The sequence below is a fragment of the Rhodoferax sp. XS2R6 genome (assembly GCF_056521365.1).
Genome location: NZ_JBWMAY010000006.1, coordinates 159,095 through 185,038, shown reverse-complemented (window position 1 = coordinate 185,038; position 25,944 = coordinate 159,095). Strand labels below are relative to the sequence as shown.

General features: G+C 61.7%; 35 protein-coding genes. 20 read left to right on the top strand and 15 right to left on the bottom strand.

What is annotated here, in order from left to right; genetic code table 11:
- The 13 genes from AC097A_RS18135 to AC097A_RS18075 form a co-directional block, all read left to right on the top strand.
- Positions 1-117 (top strand): EF-Tu C-terminal domain-related protein (locus tag AC097A_RS18135; protein ID WP_446033001.1); only part of this gene is annotated, 117 nt, incomplete at its 5' end.
- Positions 118-140: 23 nt separating this feature from the next.
- Complete coding sequence (rpsJ, locus tag AC097A_RS18130) at positions 141-455, top strand: 30S ribosomal protein S10 (RefSeq protein WP_068674876.1); 315 nt, start codon at positions 141-143, stop codon at positions 453-455.
- 199 nt (positions 456-654) lie between these two features.
- Entirely contained in the window at positions 655-1,329 is a 675-nt protein-coding gene (gene rplC, locus AC097A_RS18125) for a 50S ribosomal protein L3 (protein ID WP_479621914.1), read from the top strand.
- Positions 1,329-1,949, top strand: a complete 621-nt coding sequence (gene rplD / locus AC097A_RS18120; protein ID WP_479621913.1) for a 50S ribosomal protein L4 — start codon at positions 1,329-1,331, stop codon at positions 1,947-1,949. The genes rplC and rplD overlap by 1 nt, the downstream gene beginning before the upstream one ends.
- An 8-nt stretch (positions 1,950-1,957) precedes the next feature.
- Positions 1,958-2,281, top strand: a complete 324-nt coding sequence (gene rplW, locus AC097A_RS18115) for a 50S ribosomal protein L23 (protein WP_105261719.1) — start codon at positions 1,958-1,960, stop codon at positions 2,279-2,281.
- Between the two features lie 2 nt (positions 2,282-2,283).
- Positions 2,284-3,108, top strand: a complete 825-nt coding sequence (rplB, locus tag AC097A_RS18110) for a 50S ribosomal protein L2 (protein ID WP_105261718.1) — start codon at positions 2,284-2,286, stop codon at positions 3,106-3,108.
- 11 nt (positions 3,109-3,119) lie between these two features.
- Complete coding sequence (gene rpsS, locus AC097A_RS18105; protein ID WP_094476242.1) at positions 3,120-3,398, top strand: 30S ribosomal protein S19; 279 nt, start codon at positions 3,120-3,122, stop codon at positions 3,396-3,398.
- A 10-nt stretch (positions 3,399-3,408) separates the two neighbouring features.
- Positions 3,409-3,738 carry a 50S ribosomal protein L22 gene (gene rplV / locus AC097A_RS18100; protein ID WP_075585605.1) on the top strand — a complete coding sequence of 110 codons (330 nt, stop codon included), beginning with the start codon at positions 3,409-3,411 and terminating at the stop codon, positions 3,736-3,738.
- 16 nt (positions 3,739-3,754) lie between these two features.
- Positions 3,755-4,651, top strand: coding sequence for a 30S ribosomal protein S3 (rpsC, locus tag AC097A_RS18095; RefSeq protein ID WP_105261717.1), 897 nt, complete (start codon positions 3,755-3,757; stop codon positions 4,649-4,651).
- Between the two features lie 2 nt (positions 4,652-4,653).
- On the top strand, positions 4,654-5,070 hold the full coding sequence (rplP, locus tag AC097A_RS18090) for a 50S ribosomal protein L16 (RefSeq protein WP_029708121.1): 417 nt from the start codon (positions 4,654-4,656) through the stop codon (positions 5,068-5,070).
- A 16-nt stretch (positions 5,071-5,086) separates the two neighbouring features.
- A complete protein-coding gene (gene rpmC, locus AC097A_RS18085; RefSeq protein WP_105261716.1) occupies positions 5,087-5,296 on the top strand; it encodes a 50S ribosomal protein L29 in 210 nt (69 codons plus the stop codon).
- 10 nt (positions 5,297-5,306) lie between these two features.
- Complete coding sequence (gene rpsQ / locus AC097A_RS18080) at positions 5,307-5,576, top strand: 30S ribosomal protein S17 (RefSeq protein WP_105261715.1); 270 nt, start codon at positions 5,307-5,309, stop codon at positions 5,574-5,576.
- A 151-nt stretch (positions 5,577-5,727) separates the two neighbouring features.
- Positions 5,728-6,234, top strand: coding sequence for a redoxin family protein (locus AC097A_RS18075; protein ID WP_479621912.1), 507 nt, complete (start codon positions 5,728-5,730; stop codon positions 6,232-6,234).
- 21 nt (positions 6,235-6,255) lie between these two features.
- On the opposite strand, the gene AC097A_RS18070 is transcribed toward AC097A_RS18075, so the two are convergent.
- A complete protein-coding gene (locus AC097A_RS18070; RefSeq protein ID WP_479621911.1) occupies positions 6,256-6,759 on the bottom strand; it encodes a GNAT family N-acetyltransferase in 504 nt (167 codons plus the stop codon).
- 1 nt (position 6,760) lies between these two features.
- Entirely contained in the window at positions 6,761-7,423 is a 663-nt protein-coding gene (locus AC097A_RS18065) for a cytochrome b/b6 domain-containing protein (protein WP_479621910.1), read from the bottom strand.
- A 178-nt stretch (positions 7,424-7,601) separates the two neighbouring features.
- Between AC097A_RS18065 and AC097A_RS18060 the strand changes: the two genes are divergently transcribed.
- On the top strand, positions 7,602-8,054 hold the full coding sequence (locus AC097A_RS18060; RefSeq protein ID WP_479621909.1) for a c-type cytochrome: 453 nt from the start codon (positions 7,602-7,604) through the stop codon (positions 8,052-8,054).
- 19 nt (positions 8,055-8,073) lie between these two features.
- Here the strand turns inward: AC097A_RS18060 and AC097A_RS18055 are convergent, their stop codons facing one another.
- The gene (locus AC097A_RS18055) at positions 8,074-8,571 is read right to left on the bottom strand and encodes a TlpA disulfide reductase family protein (RefSeq protein WP_479621908.1); all 498 of its coding nucleotides are present in this window, start codon (positions 8,569-8,571) and stop codon (positions 8,074-8,076) included.
- A 15-nt stretch (positions 8,572-8,586) separates the two neighbouring features.
- Here AC097A_RS18055 and AC097A_RS18050 point away from each other — a divergent pair, with 15 nt between their 5' ends.
- From AC097A_RS18050 to ptsP, 6 genes are all read left to right on the top strand, one after another.
- A complete protein-coding gene (locus AC097A_RS18050; RefSeq protein WP_479621907.1) occupies positions 8,587-9,291 on the top strand; it encodes a DUF4197 domain-containing protein in 705 nt (234 codons plus the stop codon).
- Positions 9,288-9,818 (top strand): hypothetical protein, encoded by a 531-nt coding sequence (locus AC097A_RS18045; RefSeq protein WP_479621906.1) that lies wholly within the window; start codon positions 9,288-9,290, stop codon positions 9,816-9,818. The genes AC097A_RS18050 and AC097A_RS18045 overlap by 4 nt, the downstream gene beginning before the upstream one ends.
- A complete protein-coding gene (locus AC097A_RS18040) occupies positions 9,815-11,038 on the top strand; it encodes an MFS transporter (protein WP_479621905.1) in 1,224 nt (407 codons plus the stop codon). The genes AC097A_RS18045 and AC097A_RS18040 overlap by 4 nt, the downstream gene beginning before the upstream one ends.
- A gap of 28 nt (positions 11,039-11,066) precedes the next feature.
- A complete protein-coding gene (locus AC097A_RS18035) occupies positions 11,067-11,513 on the top strand; it encodes a PTS sugar transporter subunit IIA (RefSeq protein ID WP_479621904.1) in 447 nt (148 codons plus the stop codon).
- Positions 11,482-11,751, top strand: coding sequence for an HPr family phosphocarrier protein (locus AC097A_RS18030; RefSeq protein ID WP_479621903.1), 270 nt, complete (start codon positions 11,482-11,484; stop codon positions 11,749-11,751). Before AC097A_RS18035 ends, AC097A_RS18030 begins: the two co-directional genes overlap by 32 nt.
- An 85-nt stretch (positions 11,752-11,836) precedes the next feature.
- Entirely contained in the window at positions 11,837-13,624 is a 1,788-nt protein-coding gene (gene ptsP, locus AC097A_RS18025; RefSeq protein ID WP_315480553.1) for a phosphoenolpyruvate--protein phosphotransferase, read from the top strand.
- A gap of 61 nt (positions 13,625-13,685) precedes the next feature.
- Here the strand turns inward: ptsP and AC097A_RS18020 are convergent, their stop codons facing one another.
- The 12 genes from AC097A_RS18020 to AC097A_RS17965 form a co-directional block, all read right to left on the bottom strand.
- The gene (locus tag AC097A_RS18020) at positions 13,686-14,522 is read right to left on the bottom strand and encodes a DMT family transporter (protein WP_479621902.1); all 837 of its coding nucleotides are present in this window, start codon (positions 14,520-14,522) and stop codon (positions 13,686-13,688) included.
- Between the two features lie 73 nt (positions 14,523-14,595).
- Positions 14,596-15,285, bottom strand: coding sequence for a helix-turn-helix domain-containing protein (locus AC097A_RS18015; RefSeq protein WP_479621901.1), 690 nt, complete (start codon positions 15,283-15,285; stop codon positions 14,596-14,598).
- Positions 15,286-15,301: 16 nt separating this feature from the next.
- Positions 15,302-16,348 (bottom strand): L-glyceraldehyde 3-phosphate reductase, encoded by a 1,047-nt coding sequence (mgrA, locus tag AC097A_RS18010; protein WP_479621900.1) that lies wholly within the window; start codon positions 16,346-16,348, stop codon positions 15,302-15,304.
- Between the two features lie 78 nt (positions 16,349-16,426).
- Positions 16,427-16,756 carry a DMT family transporter gene (locus AC097A_RS18005; protein WP_479621899.1) on the bottom strand — a complete coding sequence of 110 codons (330 nt, stop codon included), beginning with the start codon at positions 16,754-16,756 and terminating at the stop codon, positions 16,427-16,429.
- 15 nt (positions 16,757-16,771) lie between these two features.
- Entirely contained in the window at positions 16,772-17,830 is a 1,059-nt protein-coding gene (locus AC097A_RS18000; protein WP_479621898.1) for an ABC transporter ATP-binding protein, read from the bottom strand.
- Between the two features lie 19 nt (positions 17,831-17,849).
- On the bottom strand, positions 17,850-18,638 hold the full coding sequence (locus AC097A_RS17995; protein ID WP_315480559.1) for an ABC transporter permease subunit: 789 nt from the start codon (positions 18,636-18,638) through the stop codon (positions 17,850-17,852).
- On the bottom strand, positions 18,635-19,522 hold the full coding sequence (locus AC097A_RS17990) for an ABC transporter permease (RefSeq protein WP_105261698.1): 888 nt from the start codon (positions 19,520-19,522) through the stop codon (positions 18,635-18,637). Before AC097A_RS17990 ends, AC097A_RS17995 begins: the two co-directional genes overlap by 4 nt.
- 89 nt (positions 19,523-19,611) lie before the next feature.
- Entirely contained in the window at positions 19,612-20,724 is a 1,113-nt protein-coding gene (locus tag AC097A_RS17985) for an ABC transporter substrate-binding protein (protein ID WP_315480561.1), read from the bottom strand.
- Between the two features lie 173 nt (positions 20,725-20,897).
- Complete coding sequence (gene betA / locus AC097A_RS17980) at positions 20,898-22,568, bottom strand: choline dehydrogenase (RefSeq protein ID WP_479621897.1); 1,671 nt, start codon at positions 22,566-22,568, stop codon at positions 20,898-20,900.
- A gap of 19 nt (positions 22,569-22,587) precedes the next feature.
- Positions 22,588-24,048 carry a betaine-aldehyde dehydrogenase gene (gene betB / locus AC097A_RS17975; RefSeq protein WP_479621896.1) on the bottom strand — a complete coding sequence of 487 codons (1,461 nt, stop codon included), beginning with the start codon at positions 24,046-24,048 and terminating at the stop codon, positions 22,588-22,590.
- Positions 24,049-24,069: 21 nt separating this feature from the next.
- The gene (gene purU, locus AC097A_RS17970) at positions 24,070-24,930 is read right to left on the bottom strand and encodes a formyltetrahydrofolate deformylase (protein WP_315496765.1); all 861 of its coding nucleotides are present in this window, start codon (positions 24,928-24,930) and stop codon (positions 24,070-24,072) included.
- A gap of 10 nt (positions 24,931-24,940) precedes the next feature.
- Complete coding sequence (locus AC097A_RS17965) at positions 24,941-25,864, bottom strand: choline ABC transporter substrate-binding protein (RefSeq protein WP_479621917.1); 924 nt, start codon at positions 25,862-25,864, stop codon at positions 24,941-24,943.
- Positions 25,865-25,944 lie beyond the last annotated feature (80 nt).

Below are 25,944 nucleotides of genomic sequence, written 5' to 3'. Positions count from 1 at the left end.
GTGTCGATCACTGTGAAGCTGATCAACCCCATCGCCATGGAAGAAGGTCTGCGCTTCGCTATCCGCGAAGGTGGCCGTACCGTCGGCGCTGGCGTGGTCGCGAAAATCATCGCGTAATTCGCACAAACTAAGGAATTACGATGGCTGCCAAGCAAAAAATCCGCATTCGCCTGAAGGCGTTTGACTACAAGCTGATTGACCAATCGGCTGCTGAAATCGTCGACACCGCTAAGCGTACCGGCGCGATTGTCAAGGGCCCCGTGCCTTTGCCAACCCGCATGAAGCGTTTTGACATCCTGCGTTCGCCTCACGTGAACAAGGCCAGTCGCGACCAGTTTGAAATTCGTACACACCAGCGTCTGATGGACATCGTTGATCCAACAGACAAGACGGTTGACGCGCTGATGAAGCTCGATCTGCCTGCTGGCGTGGACGTTGAAATCAAGCTGCAGTAAGAAATAGTGGCCCCGGATGTCAATCCGGGGCTTCTGACTGGCGGGAAAAGCAGGGGCTTGTGTGAATCACAAGCCCGCGCTATACTCGCTGGCTCTGCCCGATGTGCTTTTGTGCGCGGGCTGAGTTTTATTAACAGTCTCTCACGCAAAAACGCTGTAGCCAATTGAAGTTGCAGCGGTGGGAGTTACGGAGAAAACAATGAGTCTTAGCAATCACTTAGGGTTGCTGGGTCGCAAGGTTGGCATGATGCGCCTATTCACCGACGACGGGGATGCAGTTCCTGTTACGGTGGTAGACGTGTCCAACAACCGCGTGACGCAGGTCAAAACCCAAGAGAACGATGGCTACGTTGCCTTGCAGGTAACGTTCGGTGCACGCAAAGCTTCGCGTGTGACCAAGCCAGTTGCCGGTCACCTTGCCAAGGCAGGTGTGGAAGCCGGTGAAATCATCCAGGAATTCCGCATTACTGCTGACGTTGCTGCAAAGTACACCGCTGGTGCGACTGTGCCTGTGGCTGACGTGTTTGTTGTGGGCCAAAAAGTGGACGTGCAAGGCACCTCCATTGGTAAAGGCTACGCCGGGACCATCAAGCGCCACAACATGAGCTCGCAACGTGCTTCGCACGGTAACAGCCGTTCGCACAACGTTCCCGGTTCCATCGGTATGGCACAAGACCCAGGTCGCGTGTTCCCCGGTAAGCGCATGACGGGCCATTTGGGCGATGTCACCAAAACCACGCAGAACCTCGATGTGATCCGCATCGACGAAGCGCGTCAATTGCTGCTGATCAAGGGTGCAATCCCCGGTGCAGCAGGTGGTTTTGTAACCGTCCGTCCCGCAGTCAAGGCTAAAGCAGCGAAAGGAGCGAACTGATGCAGCTCGAACTCCTGAATGACCAAGGTCAAGCCACGTCGAAATACGACGCGCCTGAAACCGTGTTTGGTCGTGAATACAACGAAGACCTCGTCCACCAAGTGGTGGTAGCGTTCCAGGCCAATGCCCGTCAAGGCACACGCGCCCAGAAGGATCGCGAGCAGGTCAAGCACTCGACCAAGAAGCCGTTCAAGCAAAAGGGAACGGGCCGCGCCCGTGCCGGTATGACTTCCTCGCCACTGTGGCGCGGAGGCGGCCGCATTTTTCCGAACATGCCCGACGAAAACTTCGGTCAAAAGATCAACAAGAAGATGTACCGCGCAGGTATGGCTTCCATCCTGTCTCAGCTGGCCCGCGAAGGCCGTCTGGCAGTGGTTGACTCCATCAAAGTGGACTCTCCTAAGACCAAGCCTTTGGCAGCCAAATTCAAGGCGATGAACCTTGAATCCGTGCTGGTGATTGCTGACGAAGTGGATGAAAACCTGTACTTGGCATCTCGCAACCTGGTGAACATCCTGGTGGTTGAGCCTCGTTATGCAGATCCCCTGTCGTTGGTGCACTACCGCAAGGTGTTGGTGACCAAGGCCGCCATGGACAAACTCAAGGAGATGTTCGCATGAGCGCCCGTATGAACAACACGTCGAAAGTCAAGTACGACGAAGGTCGTTTGATGCAGGTTCTGGTTGCTCCCATCGTGTCTGAAAAGGCAACCATGGTGGCTGAAAAATCCAATGCTGTGACGTTCAAGGTGCTGCAAGACGCTACCAAGCCCGAAATCAAGGCCGCTGTGGAATTGATGTTCAAGGTGGAAGTGCAAGGCGTTTCTGTGGTGAACACAAAAGGCAAGGCCAAGCGCTTTGGCAAATCGAATGGCCGTCGCGACAACGTTCGCAAAGCCTACGTGATGCTCAAGCCCGGTCAAGAGCTGAACCTTGGTGGGGAGGCCGCGTAATCATGGCTGTCATTAAAATGAAACCTACTTCTCCAGGCCGTCGTGGCGTGGTGAAGATTTCGCGTGACCACCTGTACAAAGGTGCTCCTCACGCTGCGTTGCTGGAACCTCAATTCCAGCAAGCCGGTCGTAACAACAACGGCCACATCACCACCCGCCACAAGGGCGGTGGACACAAGCACCACTACCGCGTTGTTGACTTTGTCCGCAACAAGGACGGCATTCCTGCCAAGGTGGAACGCATTGAGTACGATCCCAACCGCTCTGCGCACATCGCTCTGGTGTGTTACGCCGACGGCGAACGCAAGTACATCATTGCCCCCCGTGGTCTGGAAGTCGGCGCAACCATCATGAATGGTTCCGAAGCTCCTATCCGCGTGGGTAACACTTTGCCTATCCGCAACATTCCAGTGGGTTCCATCATCCACTGTGTGGAACTGCAAGTGGGCAAGGGCGCACAGATCATCCGCTCTGCGGGTACCTCTGCAACCCTGTTGGCCCGCGAAGGCACCTACGCCCAGGTTCGCGTTCGCTCCGGTGAAGTTCGCAAGATCCACATCGATTGCCGTGCAACCATTGGCCAAGTCGCCAACGAAGAGCACAGCCTGCGCCGTCTGGGTAAAGCCGGTGTCAAGCGCTGGATGGGTATTCGCCCGACCGTTCGCGGTGTGGTGATGAACCCTGTGGACCACCCACACGGTGGTGGCGAAGGCAAGACTGGCGAAGGCCGTCATGCAGTCGATCCTTGGGGTAATCTGACCAAGGGTTACCGTACCCGTAACAACAAGCGCACGCAGGTCATGATCGTGTCGCGTCGCAAGAAGTAAGGGGTAGGTAAATGACTCGTTCTCTCAAAAAGGGTCCCTTTGTGGACCACCACCTGGTAGCCAAGACCGAAAAGGCCGTGGCAACCAAGGACAAGAAGCCGATTAAGACTTGGTCGCGTCGTTCCATGATCCTGCCCGATTTCATCGGCTTGACCATTGCTGTGCACAACGGCAAACAGCACGTGCCTGTCTATATCACCGATCAAATGGTTGGCCACAAGTTGGGTGAGTTCGCTCTGACCCGTACTTTCAAGGGTCACCCTGCGGACAAAAAAGTCCAGAAGAAATAAGGAGGTGACCATGGAAACTCGTGCAACCCTTCGTGGCGTCCGTTTGTCGGTAGACAAAGGTCGTCTGGTCGCGGACCTGATCCGTGGCAAAAAAGTTGACCAAGCTCTGAACATCTTGCAGTTCACACAGAAAAAAGCTGCTGTGATCATCAAGAAGGTTCTGGAGTCCGCCATTGCCAACGCTGAGCACAATGACGGCGCCGATATCGACGAACTGAAGGTGAAAACCATCTACGTCGAGCAAGGTGCTTCGTTGCGTCGCTTCACAGCACGTGCCAAAGGCCGTGGCAATCAAATCCGCAAGCCCACGTGCCATGTGTACGTGACGGTTGGTAACTGAAAGAGGCCAGGAAGATATGGGACAAAAAATCCACCCAACCGGCTTTCGCTTGGCGATCAGCCGTAATTGGTCTTCTCGTTGGTACGCCAGCAACCGCGATTTCGCGGGCATGCTGGCCGAAGACATCAAGGTGCGTGAGTACCTGAAGGCCAAGTTGAAGAACGCTTCGGTGTCGCGCATTCTGATCGAGCGTCCTGCCAAGAACGCACGTATCACCATTTTCTCGGCACGTCCGGGTGTGGTGATCGGCAAGAAAGGCGAAGACATCGAAAACCTCAAGCGCGAACTGGGCAAACAGCTCGGCGTGCCTGTGGCTGTGAACATCGAAGAAGTGCGCAAGCCCGAAATCGACGCCAAATTGATCGCCGACAGCATCACGCAGCAATTGGAAAAGCGGATCATGTTCCGCCGTGCCATGAAGCGCGCTATGCAAAACGCTATGCGTCTGGGTGCCCTGGGCATCAAGATCATGTCGTCCGGTCGTCTGAACGGCATTGAAATCGCCCGTTGCGAGTGGTACCGCGAAGGTCGCGTGCCACTTCACACATTGCGCGCTGACATTGACTACGGTACTTCCGAAGCCAAGACCACGTACGGCATCATTGGTGTGAAGGTCTGGGTCTACAAGGGTGATACCTTGGGCCGTAACGACTTGCCCGCTGCTGTGGAGCCTCGCGCTGAAGAAGAGCGTCGCCCCCGTGGTCCCCGCCGCGATGACCGCGGTGGTGCCCGTCCAGGTGCTGACCGTGCTGCTCCCCGTGGCGCTCGTCGTCCCGTGGGCGCCAACGCAGCCCCTGCCGATGGCAGCGACAAGCCCGCAGAAGCACTTGGTGCCGATGCAAACAAACCAGCCGTTAAGCGCGTTCGCAAAGTCGCCGCGCCAGCTGCAGCAGCTGACGGTAAAGGAGAATAACCATGTTGCAACCCGCTCGCCGGAAATACCGCAAAGAGCAAAAAGGCCGTAACACCGGCATTGCGACCCGAGGAAGCTCGGTCGCATTCGGTGACTTCGGTCTCAAATGTACTGACCGCGGCCGTCTGACGGCTCGCCAGATCGAAGCTGCACGTCGTGCAATTTCCCGTCACGTGAAGCGTGGCGGCCGTATCTGGATTCGTGTGTTCCCTGACAAGCCGATCTCCCAAAAGCCTGCTGAAGTGCGTATGGGTAACGGTAAAGGTAACCCCGAGTACTACGTGGCTGAAATTCAGCCCGGCAAGATCGTGTTTGAAATCGTCGGTGTGCCTGAAGAGCTGGCACGCGAGGCATTCCGTTTGGCTGCGGCCAAGCTGCCTCTGCGTACCACCTTTGTGGCACGCATGATTGGTCAGTAATTCAGGAGAACTCGAAATGACGAAAGCTGCTGAACTGCGGACCAAGGACGTTGCCGGACTGACATCGGAAGTCAAAGCGCTGCAAAAAGCTCACTTTGGCCTGCGTATGCAAAAGGCTACACAACAACTCAACAACACCGCTACGCTGCGCACTGCGCGCCGTGATATTGCTCGCGCCAAGACCATTCTTGTCGAGAAGCAAAGCGCTGATAAATCCGCCAAATAAGGAGCGATAAATGACGGAAGCTAAAAAATCCCTCAAGCGCACCTTGATTGGCAAGGTGGTCAGCGACAAGCGTTCGAAGACAGTGACTGTACTGATCGAGCGTCGCGTGAAGCATGAGCTGTACGGAAAAATCGTGGCAAAAACCAGCAAGTACCACGCCCATGACGAAAAGGGCGAGTACAAGCTGGGTGATGTCATCGAAATCACCGAAAGCAAGCCCATTTCCAAAACCAAGAACTGGGTTGCGACCCGCTTGGTGGAAAAGGCTGCTGCAGTCTAAGCCTATCGGCTTTGTTCACTGCAAGTGACTTCAAAACGGCCCACAATGTGGGCCGTTTTGCTTTGGCTCACAAGCGCTACGCGCAGTTGTGGGTCCAATCGCAATCGCAAGCGATTGAACATTCCCTTCCCCTTACTTGTTAGGAGCACACATGATCAAAGTCGGCGACACCCTGCCATCGGCCACCCTGATGGAATATATAGACGTGGAGGGAGAGGGTTGCAGCATCGGCCCCAACCCCGTGGATGTGGGCAAAGCGACCGCAGGCAAGACCATTGCCCTGTTCGCGCTGCCTGGTGCCTTTACTCCCACATGTTCGGCCAAACATGTGCCCGGTTATGTGGAGCAAGCCGCTGCCTTTCAGGCGGCGGGTGTGGACGAGATCTGGTGCGTCAGCGTTAACGACGCGTTTGTGATGGGTGCTTGGGCCCGTGAGCAAAAGACTGCGGGCAAGGTGCGCATGCTGGCCGACGGCAGCGCCGCATTTGCCCAAGCCACCGGTCTGACCTTGGACCTTACCTCCAAGGGCATGGGCCTGCGCAGCAACCGCTACTCCATGCTGGTCAAAGACGGCAAGGTCAGTGCCCTGAACGTGGAAGGCCCTGGCAAGTTTGAGGTCAGCGACGCCGAGACCCTGTTGGCCCAGGCCAAGGCATAAGCGTTGTAAACCGCGCCTACCTCAGAGATCCGCTTTGAGGTAGTGCGCGCCTGCAATCGGGTTGAAGTAATACGGCGGTACTTCTTCAAACCCCAGCTCTTCGTACAGGGCCCGTGCAGCTTCCATATCGTCCAGGGTATCGAGCAGCACACAGTCGTAGCCACTTTGGCGGGCCGCGTCGAGAATGCCTTCCGCCAGCAGTCGCCCCAGGCCGAGGCCCCGGTAGGCCGGACGTACAAACAAGCGCTTCATCTCTGCCGCATTGGGATAGTCCGTTGTGTCCAATGGGCGCAGCGCGCAGCAACCGGCAAGCGTATCCCCCACCCGGGCTACCAGCAGTGTGCCCCGCGGTGCCGCGTATTCCCCCGGCAGTTCACGCAGTTCTTGCGCAAAGTTCTGAAAACACAGGTCTACCCCCAACTGGGTTGCGTACTCCTGAAACAGCTGCCGCAGGGCCTCCAGTTCTTCGGGGGTGCTCGGAATGTCCAGCGCTGGTTGTTCGGTCGAGGGCAACACGGAATTCATATCAGGCAGCCCAAATCAACAATGCCGCTACAGCGCCACCGCTGAGTGCGAGGACGCCCAGTGCCAGCAGGCGTGTAGCCAGATCATCACGTGCGCTTGGCACTCCGAACTCGGTCTGTTTATCGCCCCACACCATGGGGGCCACCAGGTTCTGCTTCTTCTTGACACGGTAGAACACGATGGCGGCCAGGTGCAGGAACACCAAGGCCAACAGGATGAACTTCCCGATGTCGGTGTGGTAATCGCTTGCGCGGCTCACCCATTCACCCGTGGCGAACTTGGACAGGGGGCCGGAGGTGGCGATTTCGTCGTCACTGAACAGGCCGGTGGCAACCTGCAGCAGCGTAAACCCCAGCAGGCCCAGCACGGACAGGAACCCCAGGGGGTTGTGTCCCACGCCATGTTCAGGAGCGCTGTGGCCCCGCAGGTAGCGCCAAATGGTGGTGGGGCTGTACAAAAAATGCGTAAAGCGGGACCAGTGGCCGCCAACTAAGCCCCAGACCAGCCGAAACAACAACAAGGCCAACACGCCGTACCCCAGGCGGAAGTGCCAGTCCATCCAGCTGCCGCCCACTTGCCCCGTGACCACCAGGCCTGTCACCCCCGCGGCCAGCAGCCAGTGAAACAGGCGGGTGGGCAAGTCCCACACACGGGTTGTTTGCATAAGCACTCCTTGATAACGCCGGGTCTGCCGCCCCAAGGGCGAACGCGCAATGTATCACTGCTGCGCACAGGGTGCGCCACATGGTAGTTACCCTAGTGCACGGTTTCTCTCAGAACTATTTGGGCGGACGGGGGCTCTACCGGCCGCCAACTTCCCTTCACCCCACCAAGGACGTCCGATGAAAAAATTAGCCTCCCTGATTCTGGTCAGCGCCGTTGCCACCCTGTCTGGGCCCGCTATGGCCCAGTTTGCCAAGGCGGAAGATGCCATCAAGTACCGCCAGAGCGCCTTGTTTGTCATGCAGCAGAACTTTGGGCGGATTGCCGCGATGGCCGCGGGTCGGGCGCCGTTGGACGCGAAAGTGGCGGCTGAGAGCGCCGAGGTGGCGACCTATATGAGCAAGCTGCCTTGGACTGCCTTTGGGGAAGGCACTGACAAGGGCGCCTCCACCAAGGCCAAGGCCGAAATCTGGAGCGATAAGGCCAAGTTCAACGACTACGCCGAAAAAATGCAGAGCGAGATGAACAAACTCAACGCAGCGGCCAAAACGGGCAACCTGGACAGTATCAAAGCCGCAGTGGGTGCGGTGAGCGGCAGCTGCAAGACCTGCCACGACGCCTTCCGCTCTTAAAAGAGCGGCGTGGCCTTGCTCAGGATTCCTTGAGCAGGGTTTCGATCAACTGGTGCAGCTCGTGCATATTGGGTTCGCCCACGTACCGCTTCACAATCTCGCCGCGTTTGTTGACCAAGTAGCTGGTGGGCGTGATGCCCACTTCGCCCCAGGCCTTGGCCACGACGCCAGTGTTGTCAATGGCCACATCAAACGGCAACTTGCGGGTCTGGACAAAGTTGACCACGTAGCTGGGCGGGTCGTAGGCCATGGCCACGGCCACCGTGCCGTAGCCCTGGGATTTGTACTTCTCGAAGGTGGAGACCAGCTTGGGCATTTCGGCCACACAAGTGACACAGCTGGTGGCCCAGAAATTGACCAGGGTCACCTTGCCCTGCAAGGCCGAAGAGGGTTTTTGCGAACCATCCAGCAACACAAAGGTCGATACCGGTGCCGCTTTGCTCTGGGTCAGCAGCACACCGCCCACGACCAGGGCTACAGCGGCTACGATGCTGGCAACGACAATGTTTTTTTTCATGAATAGGTATTCCCCATGGACCGCCGACAGTTTAATTCCATCTCTTTGACCGCTGCCGCCCTGTGGACTGCGGCGTCTTTGCACCCCGCCCACGCGCTCAGTCTGGACGATTTGAGCAAGGCCGACGCCACCAAGGGCCTGAAAACCGCGCTCGAAAAGGGCGCACTGGCCGCCATTGGCATCTTGGGTGTGCAGGATGGATTCCTGGGCAACGAAAAAGTTCGCATTCCTTTGCCCGGTTACCTGGAAGACGCAGGCAAGCTGTTGCGCACCTTTGGCCAGGGCGCCAAGGTGGACGAACTGGTCACCTCCATGAACCGCGGCGCCGAAGCCGCCGTGCCCATGGCCCGTGACCTGCTGCTCAAGGCCGTGCAGGGCATGTCCGTTAACGACGCCAAAGGAATTTTGGGGGGCGGTGACACCGCGGTCACCCAGTTCTTCGCCGAAAAAACCCGCTCCCCGTTGGGCGTCAAGTTTCTGCCCATCGTGACCAAGGCTACCGAGAAAGTGGGCTTGGTCGACAAATACAACCAGCTGGCCGGCAAGGCTTCTGAGATCGGGCTCATGAAAAAAGAAGATGCCAACATCCAGCAGTACGTGACCGGCAAAGCGCTGGACGGCCTGTTCTTCATGATCTCGGAAGAGGAAAAGAAGATCCGCCAAAACCCGGTGGCGTACGGCAGCTCCATCCTCACCAAAGTATTTGGCGCATTGAAGTGAGCGCCTTCACCCCCGTGCGCCGCTGGCTACTGCCGGCGGTGCTGGCCGTGGTCGCGTGCAGCCCGGCGCTCAACTGGCGCCAGGCCCCGCTGGGCGGACTGCGCTTCTCCTTGCCCTGCAAACCCGACAAAGCCCAGCGCGAGGTGCCCCTGGCCGGCCGCAGCCTGCCGCTGGAAATGCAGGGCTGCGAGGCCGGTGGCGCGCTGTTTGCCATCAGCCGTGCCCAAGTGGGCGACGCCACGGCCGTGCCCGCAGTGGTGCAGGCTTGGCGCGCCTCGGCGTTGGCTGCGTTGCGGGCCGAGGCGGGGGCAACACGTCCCGGGGTGGCTCCCAGCTACGCCGGCCTGCCAGGTTTGGCCAGCGCCCAGTGGCTGCACGTGACGGGCCAGCGCCCGCAGGGGGGGGCGGTGCAAGCGCAGCTCGGCTGGTTGGTGCTGGGCAGCGATATTTACCATCTGGCGGTGTATGCCGACCACCTGGGCGCGGACATGACCGAGCCCTTTTTCACGGACATTTCCCGCCCATGAGCCCCTTGAGTCCCCGCAAAGCGGTGCTGGTGTTCAGCGCTTTCGCGCTGGCCTATTTTTTGTCGGCGCTGATCCGCGCCATCACCGCCACCCTGGCCCCCACGCTGGTGCAGGAGTTCAGCCTGCAGTCGCGTGACCTGGGGCTGCTGGCGGGGGGCTACTTTTTGGGTTTTGCCGCCACCCAGCTGCCACTGGGCCGCTGGCTGGACCGCCTGGGCCCCAAACGCGTGGAGATTGCCTTTTTGTCGCTGGCTGTGGTGGGTTGCCTGGCCTTTGCACTGGCGCAAAGTTTCTGGGGCCTGCTGGCGGCGCGGGTGTTGTGCGGTGCCGGCGTCAGCGCCTGCCTGATGGCGCCGCTGACTGGCTACCGCCGTTGGTACGCGCCCGAACAGCAGATGCGCGCCAACTCCTGGATGTTGATGGTGGGCGCTTTTGGCATGGTGGCATCTACCTTGCCGGTGCAATGGTTGATGCCACTTTTGGGTTGGCGCGGCATTTTTGTGCTGCTGGGGGTGTTGGTGGCGGTGTCCATGCTGGCCATTGCCTGGCAGTCCCCCCCATGGCAGACCGAGACGAGCGCCGCGCCCACACCAGAAGGTGTGCTGGCGAGTTACCGCGAGGTGTGGCGCCACCCCTATTTCCGCAAGCTGGCGCCGCTGGGCTTCTTCAACTACGGCGGCATGGTGGCCATGCAGACGCTGTGGGCCGGGCCGTGGATGGTCAAGGTGGCGGGCTACAGCGCGCTGCAGGCGGCCACCGGCCTGTTTTGGCTCAACGTGGCGATGCTGCTGGCCTACTGGTTGTGGGGGTGGGCCAACCCCTGGTTGGCGCGCCAGGGCCATACCGCGGACCGGTTGATCCGGTGGGGTATGCCACTGAATTTTGTTTTGTTTGCTATTCTTTTGGTAGCTGGTGGCGCAATATCTACGTGTGCTACCGTGCTGTTTTCCTTGGTATGTGTGAGCTGCACCGTGGTGGCCCTGGCGCAGCCAGCGGTGGGCATGGCGTTCCCAGCGGCGCTGGCGGGGCGGGCGCTGTCGGCCTACAACCTGGTCATTTTCAGCGGTGTGTTTGCCGTGCAGTGGGGCATCGGTTTGCTGCTGGACGGCTTCAAGGTGCTGGGCCTGGCCGAGGTCGCGGCTTACCAGGCGGCCTTTGGGGTTTACGGGCTGGCGTGCCTGGGGGCGTATCTGTATTTCTTGCGGGCAAAGGCGCCATAATCAAAGTCCACTCCGCAGACCCCTCTCCATGAACACCGGCATCCTCATCGTCGCCCACGCACCGCTGGCCAGTGCACTGCGCACGGCGGCCCTGCATGTGTACCCCGAAGCCGCCGCGGGTGTGCTGGCACTGGATGTGGCGGCCCAGGACAGCCCCGAACTTTCACGCGCCGCCGCCCAGGCGCTGCTGGCCCAGCTGGCCACCCCCCAAGCGCTGGTGCTGACCGATGTGTTTGGCGCCACCCCCTGCAACGTGGCGCAAAAAGTGGTTGACGGCATCCACAGCAAGCTGGTGGCCGGGGTGAACCTGCCCATGCTCTTGCGCACGGTCAATTACCGCCATGAAGCGCTGGACGTGCTGGTCACGCGGGCGCTGGCCGGTGGTGCCCAATGCATCATGCAGGTGGCCGTGACCGCCCCCCAAAACCAACATCGCAAACCCCATGATCAGCACCAACACGACCATAGCCAATAAACTGGGCCTGCACGCCCGAGCGTCGGCCAAGCTCACTAAGCTGGCCGGCAGCTTTCCGTGCGAGGTGTGGATGGCCCGCGGCGACCGCCGCGTGAACGCCAAAAGCATCATGGGCGTGATGATGCTGGCCGCCGGTATTGGCACCGAAGTCACCCTGGAAACCAGCGGCGACCGCGAGCAGGAAGCCATGGACGCATTGCTCGCTCTCATCAACGACAAATTTGGGGAAGGTGAATGAGTGACCTGAGCGGCGCCGGGCCGTCCCAAGCCGCGAGCGCCCCCTTGGGGGGCAGCGAACCACGCGCAGCGGGGAGCGTGGGGGCATGACCTTCTCCATCCACGGTCTGGCGGTATCGCGCGGCATTGCCATTGGCCGTGCGGTGCTGGTGGCGTCCAGTCGGGTGGATGTGGCGCATTACTTTGTCAAACCCGACCAGGTGGATGCTGAGATTGGCCGGGTGCGCGCTGGGCGGGACGCCGTAGTGGACGAGATTCACCGCTTGCAGGAGAGCATCACCCGCATGGGCCCCAAGGAGGCGCCGCAGGAGCTGTCGGCCCTGCTGGACGTGCACCTGATGCTGCTGCAGGACGAGGAGCTGGTGGCCGGTGTCAAACACTGGATCACCGACCGCCTCTACAACGCCGAGTGGGCGCTGACCACGCAGCTGGAAATCATTGCCCGCCATTTCGACGAAATGGAAGACGCCTACCTGCGCGAGCGCAAGGCCGACATGGAGCAGATCTGCGAACGCATCCTGCGGGCCATGAAGGGCTCGCAGTCGCCCATCGTGCAGCCGGTGCAGCGCGGGGGGCGCAAGCCTTCGCAGCAAGATCTGCTGCTGGACGACACGGTGGACGTGCCGCTGGTGCTGATCGCACACGATCTGTCGCCCGCCGACATGCTGCAGTTCAAGCAGAGTGTGTTTGCCGGTTTTATTACCGATGTGGGTGGCAAAACCTCGCACACCGCCATCGTGGCGCGCAGCATGGACATTCCGGCCGTGGTGGGAGCCCGCACCTGCAGCCAGCTGGTGCGCCAGGACGACTGGGTCATCATCGACGGCGATGCCGGCGTGGTCATCGTCGACCCGTCGCCCATCATCCTGGCCGAGTACGGCTTCAAGCAGCGCCAGGGCGAGCTGGAGCGCGGCCGCCTGCAGCGCCTGCTGCACACGCCCGCCATCACCATGGACGACCAAAAGGTGCAGCTGCTGGCCAACATCGAGATGCCGGAGGACGCCCAGGTCGCGCTCAAGGCCGGTGCGCTGGGGGTGGGCCTGTTCCGCAGTGAGTTTTTGTTCATGGGCCGCCAGGGCCGCTTGCCCGACGAAGAAGAGCAGTACCAGGCCTACAAAAAAGCGGTGGAAGGCATGCAGGGCCTGCCGGTCACCATCCGCACCGTGGATGTGGGGGCCGACAAACCGCTGGACGATTCGGTGCGCGACAACGCCCACCTGAACCCCGCGCTGGGCCTGCGCGCCATCCGCTGGAGCCTGGCCGACCCCGGCATGTTTTTGACCCAGTTGCGCGCGATTTTGCGTGCCGCGGCGCATGGCAAGGTGCGCATGCTGATCCCCATGCTGGCCCATGCCAGCGAGATCCGCCAGACCATTGCCCATATCGAGAAGGCGCGTGCGCAGCTGGACCGGCGTGGCGTGGCCTACGGGCCCATCCAGCTTGGCGCGATGATCGAGATTCCGGCCGCGGCGTTGAGCCTGCGCTTGTTCCTCAAGTACTTCGATTTCCTCTCCATCGGCACCAACGACCTGATCCAGTACACGCTGGCAATCGACCGGGCCGACGAGTCGGTGGCCCATTTGTACGACCCGCTGCACCCCGCCGTGCTGCGCCTGGTGGCCGACACCATTGCCGAAGGCCGGGCCCAGGGCAAGGACGTGAGTGTGTGTGGCGAGATGGCCGGCGACGTGACCATGACGCGCCTGCTGCTGGGCCTGGGCCTGCGCAGCTTCTCCATGCACCCGGCGCAGATCCTGGCCGTCAAGCAGGAGATCCTGCGCGCCGATGCCAGCAAGCTGGAAGCTTGGGCGCAGGGGGTGTGTGATGCCGAAGAGCCCGGCGAGGAACTCAGCAGCCGGCCCATGCCGCTATAAAAACAGGAGCTGCTCGCGCAATACTGCCGGGCGCTAGAGGTCGATTTTGCTTGTAATTGGCCTACTTGCCGGCGCGCGCACCCAGTACCGCGGCGCCCACAATCATCACCGCGGCCAGCGCCACCGAGGCACTGGGCCATTCCCCCCGCAACCACAACAGTGCCAGTGTGGACAACAACGGGGTGAGGAAAGACAACACGCCAATCTGCCGCGCATCGCCGCGTTTGAGCGCCGCATCCCACAGATAAAACGCGCCACCCAACGGGCCCAGGCCCATGGCGGCCAGCAGGGCCCAGTCGTGGGCGCTCAAATCCACCGGGGTTTCCAGCAGCGCATGGCACAAGAGTGAGAGCAGGCCCGACACCAGGCCAAACAGGCCAATCGCCGCGCTGGGGAAGGCCGGCACGCGCCGTGTCAGCAGCGAGTAACTGGCCCAGATAAAGGCCGAGCCCAAGGCGGGGATGTAGCCCCATGCGAAGCCACCTTGTAAGTCGCGCCCGCCCACCATCGCCAGCGCCGCGCCGGCAAAGCCCAGAAAGGCCGCCGCTATGTGCAGACCGTGCAGCCGCATGCCGGGCAGGAATAGTGGCGCCATCAGCACAATGCCCAGCGGCCACAGGTAGTTCACCAGGTTGGCCTGCACGGGCGGCGCATGGCGCAGCGCAATAAACAGCAAAAAGTGAAACCCAAACAGCCCGTAGACGCCCAGCGCCAGAGTGGGGGCTGGCACCTTCCACTGCTGCGCCCGGCCGCGTGACAACACCAGCCCAATCAGACTGCCAATTAGCAGGCCGCAGCCGGTCAGCAAAAACGGGGGCACATGGCCGAGCGATACGCCTAGCGGGGCGAGTGAGCCCCAGAGGGCAATGGCCGCGAGGGCGAGAAAAGTGGCTTGCATGGTGACAAGCTTAGCCGCAGGGACTGGTGCGCAACGACGGTGGGCTGTCGCCCAACCACGGTGCTGCCGGTGTTCAGTGTCGGGTGTGCTGGCGCAGCGCGGCGGTTAGGGCCGATGCCGATTGGTAGCCGCAGCGCCGGGCAATGTCGGCCATGGCCAGGCCCTGGGCGCGCAGCTGGCGGGCGCGTTGCAGCCGCAGGTCACGCAGCCACTGCATGGGGCGCATGCCGGTTTCGTGCTGGCAGCGGACGGAAAATTGGGTGGGACTCAGAAACACCTGTTGCGCCAGGTCGGCCACGGTCAGCGGCGTGTGCAGTTGGCGTTCGCACCACTGGGTGAGGCTGTTCCAGTCGATGCGGCGTTGGCTGCGGGCAGGGCGCGCCTGCGGTGTGCGCCAGCAGTCCAGCAGCAACAGCGGGCCGTAGTGCTGGGCCAGGCTGTCCTGCCGGGCCAGGGCCAGTTGCAGGTAACGCGCCAGGGCCAGCGCGGTGGCGGGCTGCACCGGGGCGCCCACGGCCTGGGCCCAGCCGGCTTCGGCCGTGTCCAGCACCAGGCAGTGCGCGTTGCCATCGGCCTCAAAGTCATGCCGCTCACCCGGCGCAATCACACAGCCACTGCCGGCGGTGACGCGTTGGCCGCGACCTTGCACTTCCAGCTCCAGCGTGCCTTCCAGGCCCAGCAGCACTTGGAAATGCTCGTGCGCATGGCTGCCTGGTGACGGGCCGTACTGGCGCAGCGACAGGGAGCCATGGGCGGCGTGCATCGGGTTGGCTGCTTCCTCAGGCCAGACGCTGGTCCGTGGAGGGGCGCTTCCACAGGTTGATGCCACCGTCCACCGCGTGTTGATCAATCGTGGCCAGCTCGTCGGCGCTGAAGGTCAGGTTGCTCATGGCACCCACCAGGTCAACGATCTGCTCGGGCTTGCTCGCGCCAATCAAGGCGGAGGTCACACGCTTGTCGCGCAGCACCCAGGCCGTGGCCATTTGCGCCAGGCTTTGGCCGCGGGCCAGGGCGATGTCGTTGAGCGCACGCACATGCTTGATGTTCTGCTCGCTCAGGTGGTCCTTGTTGAAGGAGCCACCGCCGGGGCGGTTGATACGCGCGTCGGCCGGCACGCCGTTGAGGTACTTGTTGGTCAGCAGGCCTTGGGCCAGCGCGCTGAAGGCGATGCAGCCCATGCCGGTCTCGTCCAGCGCGTCCAGCAGGTCTTCCTCGATCCAGCGGTTCATCAGGCTGTACGACGGTTGGTGGATCAGCATGGGCACGCCCATGCTTTTGAGGATGGCTGCGGCCTCGCGCGTTTTGGTGCCCGAGTAGCTGCTGATGCCGGCGTACAGCGCCTTGCCCTGCTGCACGGCCGTGGCCAGCGCGCCCATGGTTTCTTCCAGCGGGGTGTCGGGGTCAAAGCGGTGGCTGTAGAAGATGTCCACGTACTCCAGGCCCATGCGTTTCAGGCTCTGGTCCAGGCTGGCCAGCACGTACTTGCGCGAACCGCCGCCCTGGCCGTAGGGGCCGGGCCACATGTCGTAGCCAGCCTTGCTGGAGATGATCAGCTCGTCGCGGTAGGGTTTGAAGTCGCGGCGCAGGTGTTCGCCAAAGTTGGTCTCGGCGCTGCCGTAGGGCGGGCCGTAGTTGTTGGCCAGGTCGAAGTGGGTGATGCCCAGGTCAAAGGCTGTGCGCAGCATGTCGCGCTGGGTCTGGAAAGGCGTGGCATCGCCAAAGTTGTGCCACAGGCCCAGCGACACCGCGGGCAGTTTGAGGCCGCTTTTGCCGCAATAGCGGTAGGGGACACGTCCGTCGTAACGGTCAGAGGCTGCGTGGTACATGGTGCGCTTCACAAAAAAGGTGGAACAACGAAGTGCAGCATTGTGGCCTTTTTTGGGGGCGCCTGGAGGCGCAGGGTTTCAGTGCACCACCACCTTGGAAAACAGGTTGATGACCAGCACACCGGCCACGATCAGGCCGATGCCGAGGATGGCGGCTGCATCGAGCACCTGCTGGTACAGCAACCAGCCGGCGATGGACACCAGTACCACGCCGGCTCCGGCCCAGATGGCATAGGCAATGCCCACCGGGATGCTGCGCAGGGTGAGGGACAGAAAGAAAAAGGCCAGCCCGTAACCCGCCACCACCAGCGCCGACGGTTGCCAGCGTGTGAAACCTTCCGTGGCCTTGAGGGCCGAGGTGGCCACCACCTCGCAGGCAATGGCAATCGCCAGGTACAACCAGTTCATGCGCGGGGCCCGGGTTTACTGCAGTACCAGCAGGTTCTCGTGTGCGAAGCTCAGGTTGACCGGAGTGCCGCGCTGGGGCAGTTGGCGGTTGGGGTCGTTAAAGACGTCCAGCGACACCACTTGGTCGCCCGTCCGTGTGCGGATGCGCACAATAGAGCCCAGAAAACTCACATCGTCCACCACCACCTGCAGGTTGTTTTTGCCGGCCTCGGGTTCGGCCAGGCTCACGGCCTCGGGCCGCAGGGCCAGCATGCAGGACTGGCCGGCTTGCAGGCCGGTCAGGGGGTGGCTGCTGGTCAGGGTCTGGTCGCCCACACGCAGGGTGCCGGCTTGCACATCGGCCACGGTGGCGTTCACCTGGTTCAGCGTGCCGATGAACGAGGCGACAAAACGGGTGCGCGGGAAGTTGTAAATCTCGGAAGGCGTGCCGGTCTGTTCCACACCACCTTCGTTGAGCACCACGATGCGGTCAGAGATGGACAGGGCTTCCTCCTGGTCATGGGTGACAAACACGGTGGTGATGTTCAGGGCCCGCTGCAAGGCGCGGATTTCCTCGCGCAGCGAGATGCGGATCTTCGCGTCCAGTGCCGACAGGGGTTCATCCAGCAGCAGCACTTTGGGCTTGTTGGCAATCGCGCGGGCCAGGGCCACGCGCTGTTGCTGTCCGCCCGACATCTGCCAGGGGTAACGGTCAGCCAACTGCTCCAGCTTGATCAGCGCCAGCATTTCATGCACACGCGCGTCAATCTGGTCCTGTGGCATCTTGGCCACCTTCAGCCCGAAGCCGATGTTTTGCGCCACCGTCATATTGGGGAACAGCGCATACGACTGGAACACCATGCCCACATTGCGCTGGCTGGTGCGCAGCTGGGTCACGTCCTGCCCGTCAAACACGATGCGGCCTTGGGATGGTGACTCGAAGCCCGCCAGCATGCGCAGGATGGTGGTTTTGCCGCAGCCGGAAGGGCCGAGAAAGGTGATGAACTCGCCCTTCTCGATGGAGATCGAAAAGTCCTTGACGGCGGTGTGGGTGCCGAAGTGTTTTTGCAGCTGGGAGATTTCCAGAAAAGCCATGTCGGAGTTCTCGTAACGGTTATTTTTGGGTGCGTGCCGCAGCGTTGCGGCCGAAGACCTGGATCAGGCCCATCGAGGCCCAGGTCAGCAGGAAGGCAATGACGGCCAGCGCAGACGGCTCGTAGGCGCGGTTGGCGCCAATGAGCTGCAAGTAGGGGCCAAAGGCCGGACGGTCCAGCAGGCTGGCCATGGTGAACTCACCGATGACCACCGCAAAGGTGAGGAAGGCACCGGACAAGATGGCCGAGGTGATGTTGGGAAAAATCACCTTGAACAGGATGGTGGTGGTGTTGGCACCCAGCACCTCGGCCGCCTCGGTGAGGGTACGGATGTCAATGGTGCGCAGCCCCGTGTCCACCGAGCGGTACATATAGGGCAGCGAGAGCGTGACATAACTGCACATCAGCAGAAAGTCAGTGGCCCGTTCACTGCCGGTCAGCGGAATGAAGGAGCTGCTGTTGTACATGCGCAGGTAGCCGTACACGATCACGATGGCCGGAATCACCAGGGGCAAGAGGGTGATGAACTCCACCAGCGGGCGCAGCTTGGGCATGCGCAAATGCACCCAGTAGGCCGTGGGCACCACCAGCAACACGCCCACCACAATGGTGACCACGGCCATCACGATGGAGTAACCGAAGGTGGTCTGGAACTGCGGGTCGGCAAACACCACGCGATAGGCATCGAAGCTGTATTCGCCGCGCCGCATGCGCAGGCTGAATTCGAAGGTGGCGATGAGTGGAATCAGAAAGTAACTGGCACCGATGGCCATGGCGATCCAGGCACCGAGGCGGGACTGGCGGTTCATGCGCGGCTCCTTTCGGTCTTGCTGCGCAGGACCATGTAGCCGGCATTGGCCAGACCGGTGATCAGAATCATGCCCAGCGCCATGGCGTAGCCCAGGTTGGGGTTGTGCAGCACGTCCCCGCGGATCTGTGCGTACAAAAGAATGGGCACGATGTTGAGCGAACTACCGGTCAGCGCGTAGGCCGTGGCGACCGCACCAAAGGCGTTGGCAAACAGCAGCAGCATGGCGCCCACCATGCTGGGCCAGAGCACCGGCAAGGCCACGTAGCGCCAGTAGTGGAACGCCGTACCGCCCAGGCAGTCGCAGGCTTCACGCCATTCCTTCTTCAGGCCTTCCAGTGCCGGGGTCACGATGAGCACCATGAGCGGAATCTGGAAGTACAGGTAGGTGAGGGCCAGACCCACAAAACTCAGAATGCTGAAGCCGGTGGCATACAGGTTGATGTCGAAGTAGGTGCGCAGCAGCACCGTGACCAGGCCCATGCGCCCCAGGGTGGACAGAAAAGCAAACGCGAGGGGAACACCGGCGAAGTTGGAGGCCACGCCCGAAAACGTCATCAACGTCGGGCGTATCCAGGCAGGCAGCTTGCCCATCACCGCAGCCCATGCCAGCACAGAGCCCAACACGCCGCCACCAATCGCCGACATGGCGCTGATTTTGATGCTGATCCAGTAGGCATCCAGAACGTTGGCCTGCATCAGGTCGCGAATGTTATTCAGCGTGAAGTGGCCCTGCGCGTCTTGGAACGCGCCCACCATCAGGTAGGCGGTCGGCAAGATGAGGAACATCAGCGCAAATGCCGTGAAGGGCAACACGCCGATCAGGTGGTAGGCCGGTTTGGCAGCCACCGCGGGCGGTGCGTGAGAGGGGGATGCAGCAGTCATGGGTGATTCATGCAGGGGCAGTACCAAACAAAAACGGGCAGGACCGCGGTGTGCGGCCTTGCCCGGTTAGCAATGTTCAAGCCAAAGGCTTACTTGACGGTGGCACCCACCACTTGGTCCCATTGTTTGGTGATGGTTTCCTTGGCCGTATTTTGCTGGTCCAGAGTGGGGAACACCGCTTTGGCATACGCCGCTGCAGGTGGCAGCTTGTCCATGGAAGCCTTGGTGAACTTGTTCTTGGCCACCATGTCGTTGAAGCGGATGGGGTGGCAGTAGCCGTTCAACAAACCTTGCTGGCCTTCGTCAGAGTACAGGTACTCCATCCACAGTTTGGCGGCGTTGGGGTGGGGCGCGTAGGCGCTGATGGCCTGCACATACACACCGGCGACCACACCGGTTTTAGGAACAATCACCTCCACCTTGGGGTTGCCCTTGAGGGTGTCGCGGTCTGCCAGCGCGTTGTAGTCCCAACGAATAACGATGGGCGTCGTGCCTTGCGCCAACGAGGCTGCCTTGCCGATCACGGGCACAAAATTGCCCGCCTTGTTCATGTCGGAGAAGTACTTCAGGCCGGCGGCTGCCGCCTTGGATGCGTCACCGCCAGACGATGCCAGGCCTGCGGCATACACGCCCTGGATGGCTTGGTTGGCGCTGCGGGGGTCTCCGGCCAAAGCGACGGCGTTTTTGAATTCGGGCTTGAGCAGGTCCGCCCAATCCGTGGGGGGCTTGGGGAGGATGTCGGTGTTGACCTCAAAAGCCAACACGCCGTAGTAGTCGCCATACCAGTAACCCTCGGGGTCCTTGGCGGAATCGGGAATGGTGGACCAGGTGGAAACCTTGTAGGGCTGGATCAGGCCGGCGGCCTTGGCTGCCGGGCCGAAGGACAGGCCCACGTCAATCGTGTCCGGGGCTTGCGGGCCTTTGTTGTCTTTGTTGGCTTTGATGGCTTCGATTTCATCCCCGGAGCTGGCATCGGGGTTCAGTTCGTTGACCTTGATGCCGTACTTGGCCTTGAACGCATCAATGATGGGGCCGTAGCCGCACCAGTTGCGCGCCAGGGCGATCACGGTAAGCTGGCCTTCGGCCTTGGCTGCCGCAATCAATTCAGCGGATTGGGCGTGGGCAGAAGGTGCTGCGCAAACGGCCAGAACGGCCGTGGTCAAGGCGCTCAGCGCGGGGCGAACAGAAAAACGTGTAGACATAAAGTTCCCTATGAAAAGAAAGCGTCACCAGTATTCAAAGCCCGAATGACAGTCCTGTGACGGATGCATGACGGCCTTAGCATCTTCCCCCTGAACCGCCCTTTGGCGCAATTGCATGTGTCGCAACTGAACTAGAAAATGACGGTTTTCTTTTACTTGCGCTTCCGTTCGCTTCAGCGTTGTTGCGTTTCGTATGAAGGGTGAATGAAAAACGGCGCGCTGGACCTGGGCAAGGCCGCTTTGTTGCGGATGGTGTCGGCCAATTTTTCGGCCAGCATGATGGTGGGCGCATTCAGATTGCCACTCACCACGTCGGGCATGATGGATGCGTCCACCACGCGCAGGCCCGTGACCCCATGCACGCGGCCGCTGCCGTCGGTCACGGCCATCTCGTCGCTGCCCATGCGGCAGGTGCAGGAGGGGTGCAGCGCGCTCTCCGCATGCTCGCGGATGTGGGCATCGATCTGTGCATCGGTTTGCACATCGTCCTTGGGCGATACCGCTTCGCCCCGAAATCGATCGAAAGCCTGTTGGCGGAAGATTTCGCGGGTCAGGCGGATGCCGGCGCGCATCTCCTTGCGGTCCTGCTCGGTGGCCATGTAATTGAACAGAATGCGCGGTGCCTCCTTGGGGCTGACGCTTTTGATCTTGACGGAACCCCGGCTGGTCGGGCGCATGGGGCCTACATGCGCCTGGAAGCCGTGGAAGCTTGCCGGCGCGCTGCCGTCGTAACTGATCGCCATGGGCAGGAAGTGGTACTGCAGGTCCGGGTGCTGCACACCGGCCTCGCTGCGGATAAAACCGCCCGATTCAAAATGGTTGGTCGCCCCCAGGCCCGTGCCCTTGAGCATCCACTCCAGGCCGATCTTCACCTTGGCGATCGGGTTCATCGCGCTGTAGAGCGTGATGGGCTCTTTGCAGGCGTACTGCACATAGGTTTCCAGATGGTCCTGCAGGTTCTCACCTACGCCGCGCAGCGGGGCCACCACGCGGATGCCCAGCCCGCGCAAGGTATCGGGGTTGCCAATGCCGGACAGCTGCAGCAACTGCGGCGAGTTGATGGCACCGCCGCACAAAATCACCTCGCGGCGGGCCTGGATGTGGTCGGTGCGGTGGCCGTTGACCACCTCCACCCCCGTGGCTTGCGGCGGGCTGGTGTCGGGCGCAAAGGTGACGCGGGCGACCAGCGCGCGGGTGCGCACCTGCAGGTTGGGCCGACGGAGTGCGGGGCGCAGGTAGGCCATGGCGGTGCTCCAGCGGCGGCCCTTGTGCACTGTCATATCCATGGGGCCCAGGCCCTCCTGGCGGTAGCCGTTCATGTCCTCGGTGCGGGCATAGCCGGCCTGCTGACCCGCTTCGATGAAGGCGGTGTACAGCGGGTTCTGACAGGCGCCGGTGGACACATGCAGAGGGCCGCTGTCGCCCCGGTAGTCGTCGCCGCCCTTGGCCCGGGTTTCGGCCTTGCGGAAGTAGGGCAGGCAGTCGGCATACGACCAGTTCTCCAGCCCGGGGTAGGACGCCCAGCCCTCGTAGTCCATGGCGTGGCCGCGGATGTAGACCATGCCGTTGATGGAGGACGAGCCGCCCAGCACCCGCCCGCGCGGGCAGTACATGGCGCGGTGGTTCATAAAGGGCTCGGGCTCGGAGTGGTAGTACCAGTTGTACTTGTCGTTGGCCAGCGGGTAGGCAAAGGCCGAAGGCATGTGGATGAAGATGCTTTTGTCGCCGGGGCCGGCTTCAAGCAGCAGCACCGACACATCGGGGTCCTCGGTCAGGCGGTTGGCCAGCACACAGCCGGCAGAGCCGGCCCCCACGATGATGTAGTCAAAAGTTTCTGTGCGCATGGCAAGGCGTGGCGAAGGGTTAGCGGTAGCCGCAGGCCACCTGGCCGAGTTCGACGTAGACCGTTTTGAGCTGCGTGTAGTGCTCCAGCGCGACCATGCTGTTTTCATGGCCGATGCCGGATTCACGCGCACCGCCAAACGGCATTTCAATCGGCGTGATGTTGTAGTTGTTGATCCAGCAGATGCCAGCCTTCAGGCCGGCCGCCATGCGGTGGCTGCGCGCACTGTCGCGCGTGAACACACCGGCCGCCAGGCCAAAGCGGGTGTCGTTGGCACGGCGCAGCACTTCGGCTTCGTCGTCAAACGCCAGGATGGACATCACTGGCCCGAAGATCTCTTCCTGCACGATGCGCATGGCGTCGGTGCAATCGGCAAAGATGGTGGGGGCCACAAAGTAGCCGCTTTCCATACCGGGCACGGCCACGGTTTGGCCGCCGCAGACCAGCGTGGCACCGTCATCCTTGCCGATCTGGATGTAGCCCATCACCTTGTCGCGGTGGGCGGCGGAAATCAGCGCACCCACCTCGGTGTCGGGGTGCATGGGGTCGCCCACGCGCAAGAGTGCGGTGCGTTCTTTCAGTCGGGCGATGAAGCGCGGCAGGATGCTGCGCTGCACGAAGACGCGGGTGCCGTTGGTGCAGATTTCGCCTTGGGTGTAGAAGTTCGCCATCATGGCGGCGGTGACGGCCTGCTCGAAGTCGGCGTCTTCAAACACCACGAGTGGGGACTTGCCCCCCAGCTCCATGGTCACGCGTTTGAGTGTGTCGGCGGCGCTGGCCATCACGCGTTTGCCGGTGGGCACCGAGCCAGTGACGGAGACCTTGGCCACATCGGGGTGTGCGGCCAGCAGGGCGCCGGTCGTGCCGCGGCCCTGCAGTACCTGGAACACGCCCGGTGGCAGGCCGGCCTCCAGGTACACCTCGGCCAGCTTGAGCGCCGTCACCGGTGTCAGCTCTGACGGTTTGAAAATCATGGCGTTGCCCGCCGCCAGCGCGGGGCCGGATTTCCAGCAGGCAATCTGGATGGGGTAGTTCCAGGCGCCTATGCCCACACACACGCCCAGGGGCTCGCGGCGGGTATAGGCGAAGGCGTTTTTGAGCGGGTACTGGGCGCCTGCCAAGGTAGCCGCGGCGCCGGCAAAATATTCAATACAGTCCGCACCGCTGGCCACGTCCACCACCTGCGCCTCTTGCCAGGGTTTGCCGGTGTCCTGCACCTCCAGGGCCGCGAGCTCGTCGTTGCGCTCGCGCAGGATCTGCACGGCGCGCTGCAGGATGCGGCCACGCTCGGTGCCGGTCAAGGCAGACCACACCGCAAAACCACGCTGGGCTGCAGCTACCGCGGCATCGACCTCCGCCTGCGTGCAGTCATGCACACCCGCGATGACCTGGCCCGTGGCCGGGTTCAGGGTGTCAAAGCGTGCGCCACTGCCGTGCACGGCGCGGCCGTCGATAAAACTGGGAATGACAAGATCCGTCACAAGCGTCCTTTTGGCTGCAGCTCAGCGCAGCACCACCGTTTTTTTACCGTTGATGAACACCCGCCGGTCCAGCACAAAACGCATGGCACGCGAGAGCACCAGGCTCTCTACCAGCCGACCGGCCTGGGCCAGGTTCTGGGGGGTGTCTGCATGGTCTACGCGTTCGACGGATTGTTCGATGATAGGACCCTCGTCCAGATCGGTGGTGGCAAAGTGGGCCGTGGCGCCAATGAGTTTGACGCCACGCTCGAAGGCCTGTTGGTAAGGCTTGCCGCCCTTGAAACCGGGCAGGAAGGAGTGGTGGATGTTGATGACACGGCCGTGCAGGCGGTGGCACAGGTCTTCGCTGAGCACCTGCATGTAACGCGCCAGCACCACGAATTCGGCGCCACTTTCGGTGATGATGTTTTCCAGCTGCGCCTCTTGTTGCGGCTTGGTGTCCGCACTAATGGGCAGGTGGTGAAACGGCAGGCCTTCAGCCTGTGCGATGCTGGCCAGGTCGGCATGGTTGCTCGCCACGGCCACGATGTCCATGTTCAGTTCGCCGCGTCGCCATTGCGCAATCAGCTCGCGCAGGCAGTGGTCAAACTTGGACACCATGATCAGCACCTTGGTGGGCACGGCCAGGTCGTGCACCTTCCACTGCGCATCCGGGAAGGTGCTGGCCAGCGCCGTGAGGGCCTGCTCCAGCACCTGCACCGGGCTGCGCAGACTGAACACACCGCGCACAAAAAACCGCTCCGTGGTGTGGTCGTCAAACACGGAGAACTGCTCGATGTAGGCGCCATGCTCGTTCAGCAGGTTCGAGATGGCGGCCACCTGGCCGCGGGCGCTGCCGCAGGCCAGGTTGAGACAGTAGTGGGTGGCGGTGTCCAGACTCATGCAGCTGTGCTCACTTCAAAGAAGCCATGACCGCAGGCAGGCCATCCTTGCCGTCAAAAGTCTTCACGCCCTTGAGCCAGCCCTCCAGCACGGCAGGGTTCTTCTTCAGGTAGTCCTTGGCCGCTTTGTTGGGTTTGGCCTTGTCCATGATGGAGAGCATCACGCTGTTTTCCATGTCGGTGGTGAACTGCAGGTTCTTCAGCAGGGTCACGACGTTGGGGCAACGGGTCTCGTAGGCCGGTGGGATGGCGGTGAACACCTTGGCCTCGCCCAGGTTGGGTCCGAACACGGCGTCTCCGCCCTCCAGGTATTTCATCTTCACCTGCACGTTCATGGGGTGGGGTTCCCAGCCCAGGAAGACGATGGGCTTGCCGCTCTTGGCCGAGCGCATCACCTCGGCCAGCATGCCGGCCTCGGACGATTCCACGATCTTGAAGCTCTTGAGGTTGAAGTCGTTCTTCTTGATCATGTCGATGATCAGGGCATTGCCATCGTTGCCGGGCTCAATGCCGTAGATCTTGCCGCCGAGTTCTTTTTCAAACTTGGAGATATCGGCAAAGGTCTTCAGGCCCTTGTCGTACAGGCTGGCGGGCACGGCCAGGGTGTACTTGGCGCCCACCAGGTTGGGCTGGTCCAGCACCTTGATCTGGCCAGCCTTGACGAAGGGCTCGATCATGGGCGTCATGCTGGGGTTCCAGTAACCCAGGAAAGCGTCGATCTGCTTGGACTTGATGCCGGCAAAGGTGATGGGAACCGACGCGATGGTCACCGTGGGCTTGTAGCCCAGGCCTTCCAGCACCACCGAGGCCAGGCCGGTGGTGGCGGCGATATCGCTCCAGCCCACATCGGCAAAACGCACGGGTTTGCAGCTGGCGTCTTCGGCGTGGGCCAGGGGCACGGTGAGGGAGAGTACAGCGGCTGCGCAAGCCAGCATCGAGACGGTGAGTTTCATGACCAGTTCCAATCGTGTGAGGTGGGGGAGTGTCGAACTAAACGCCCTGCGACTTTGGCAGC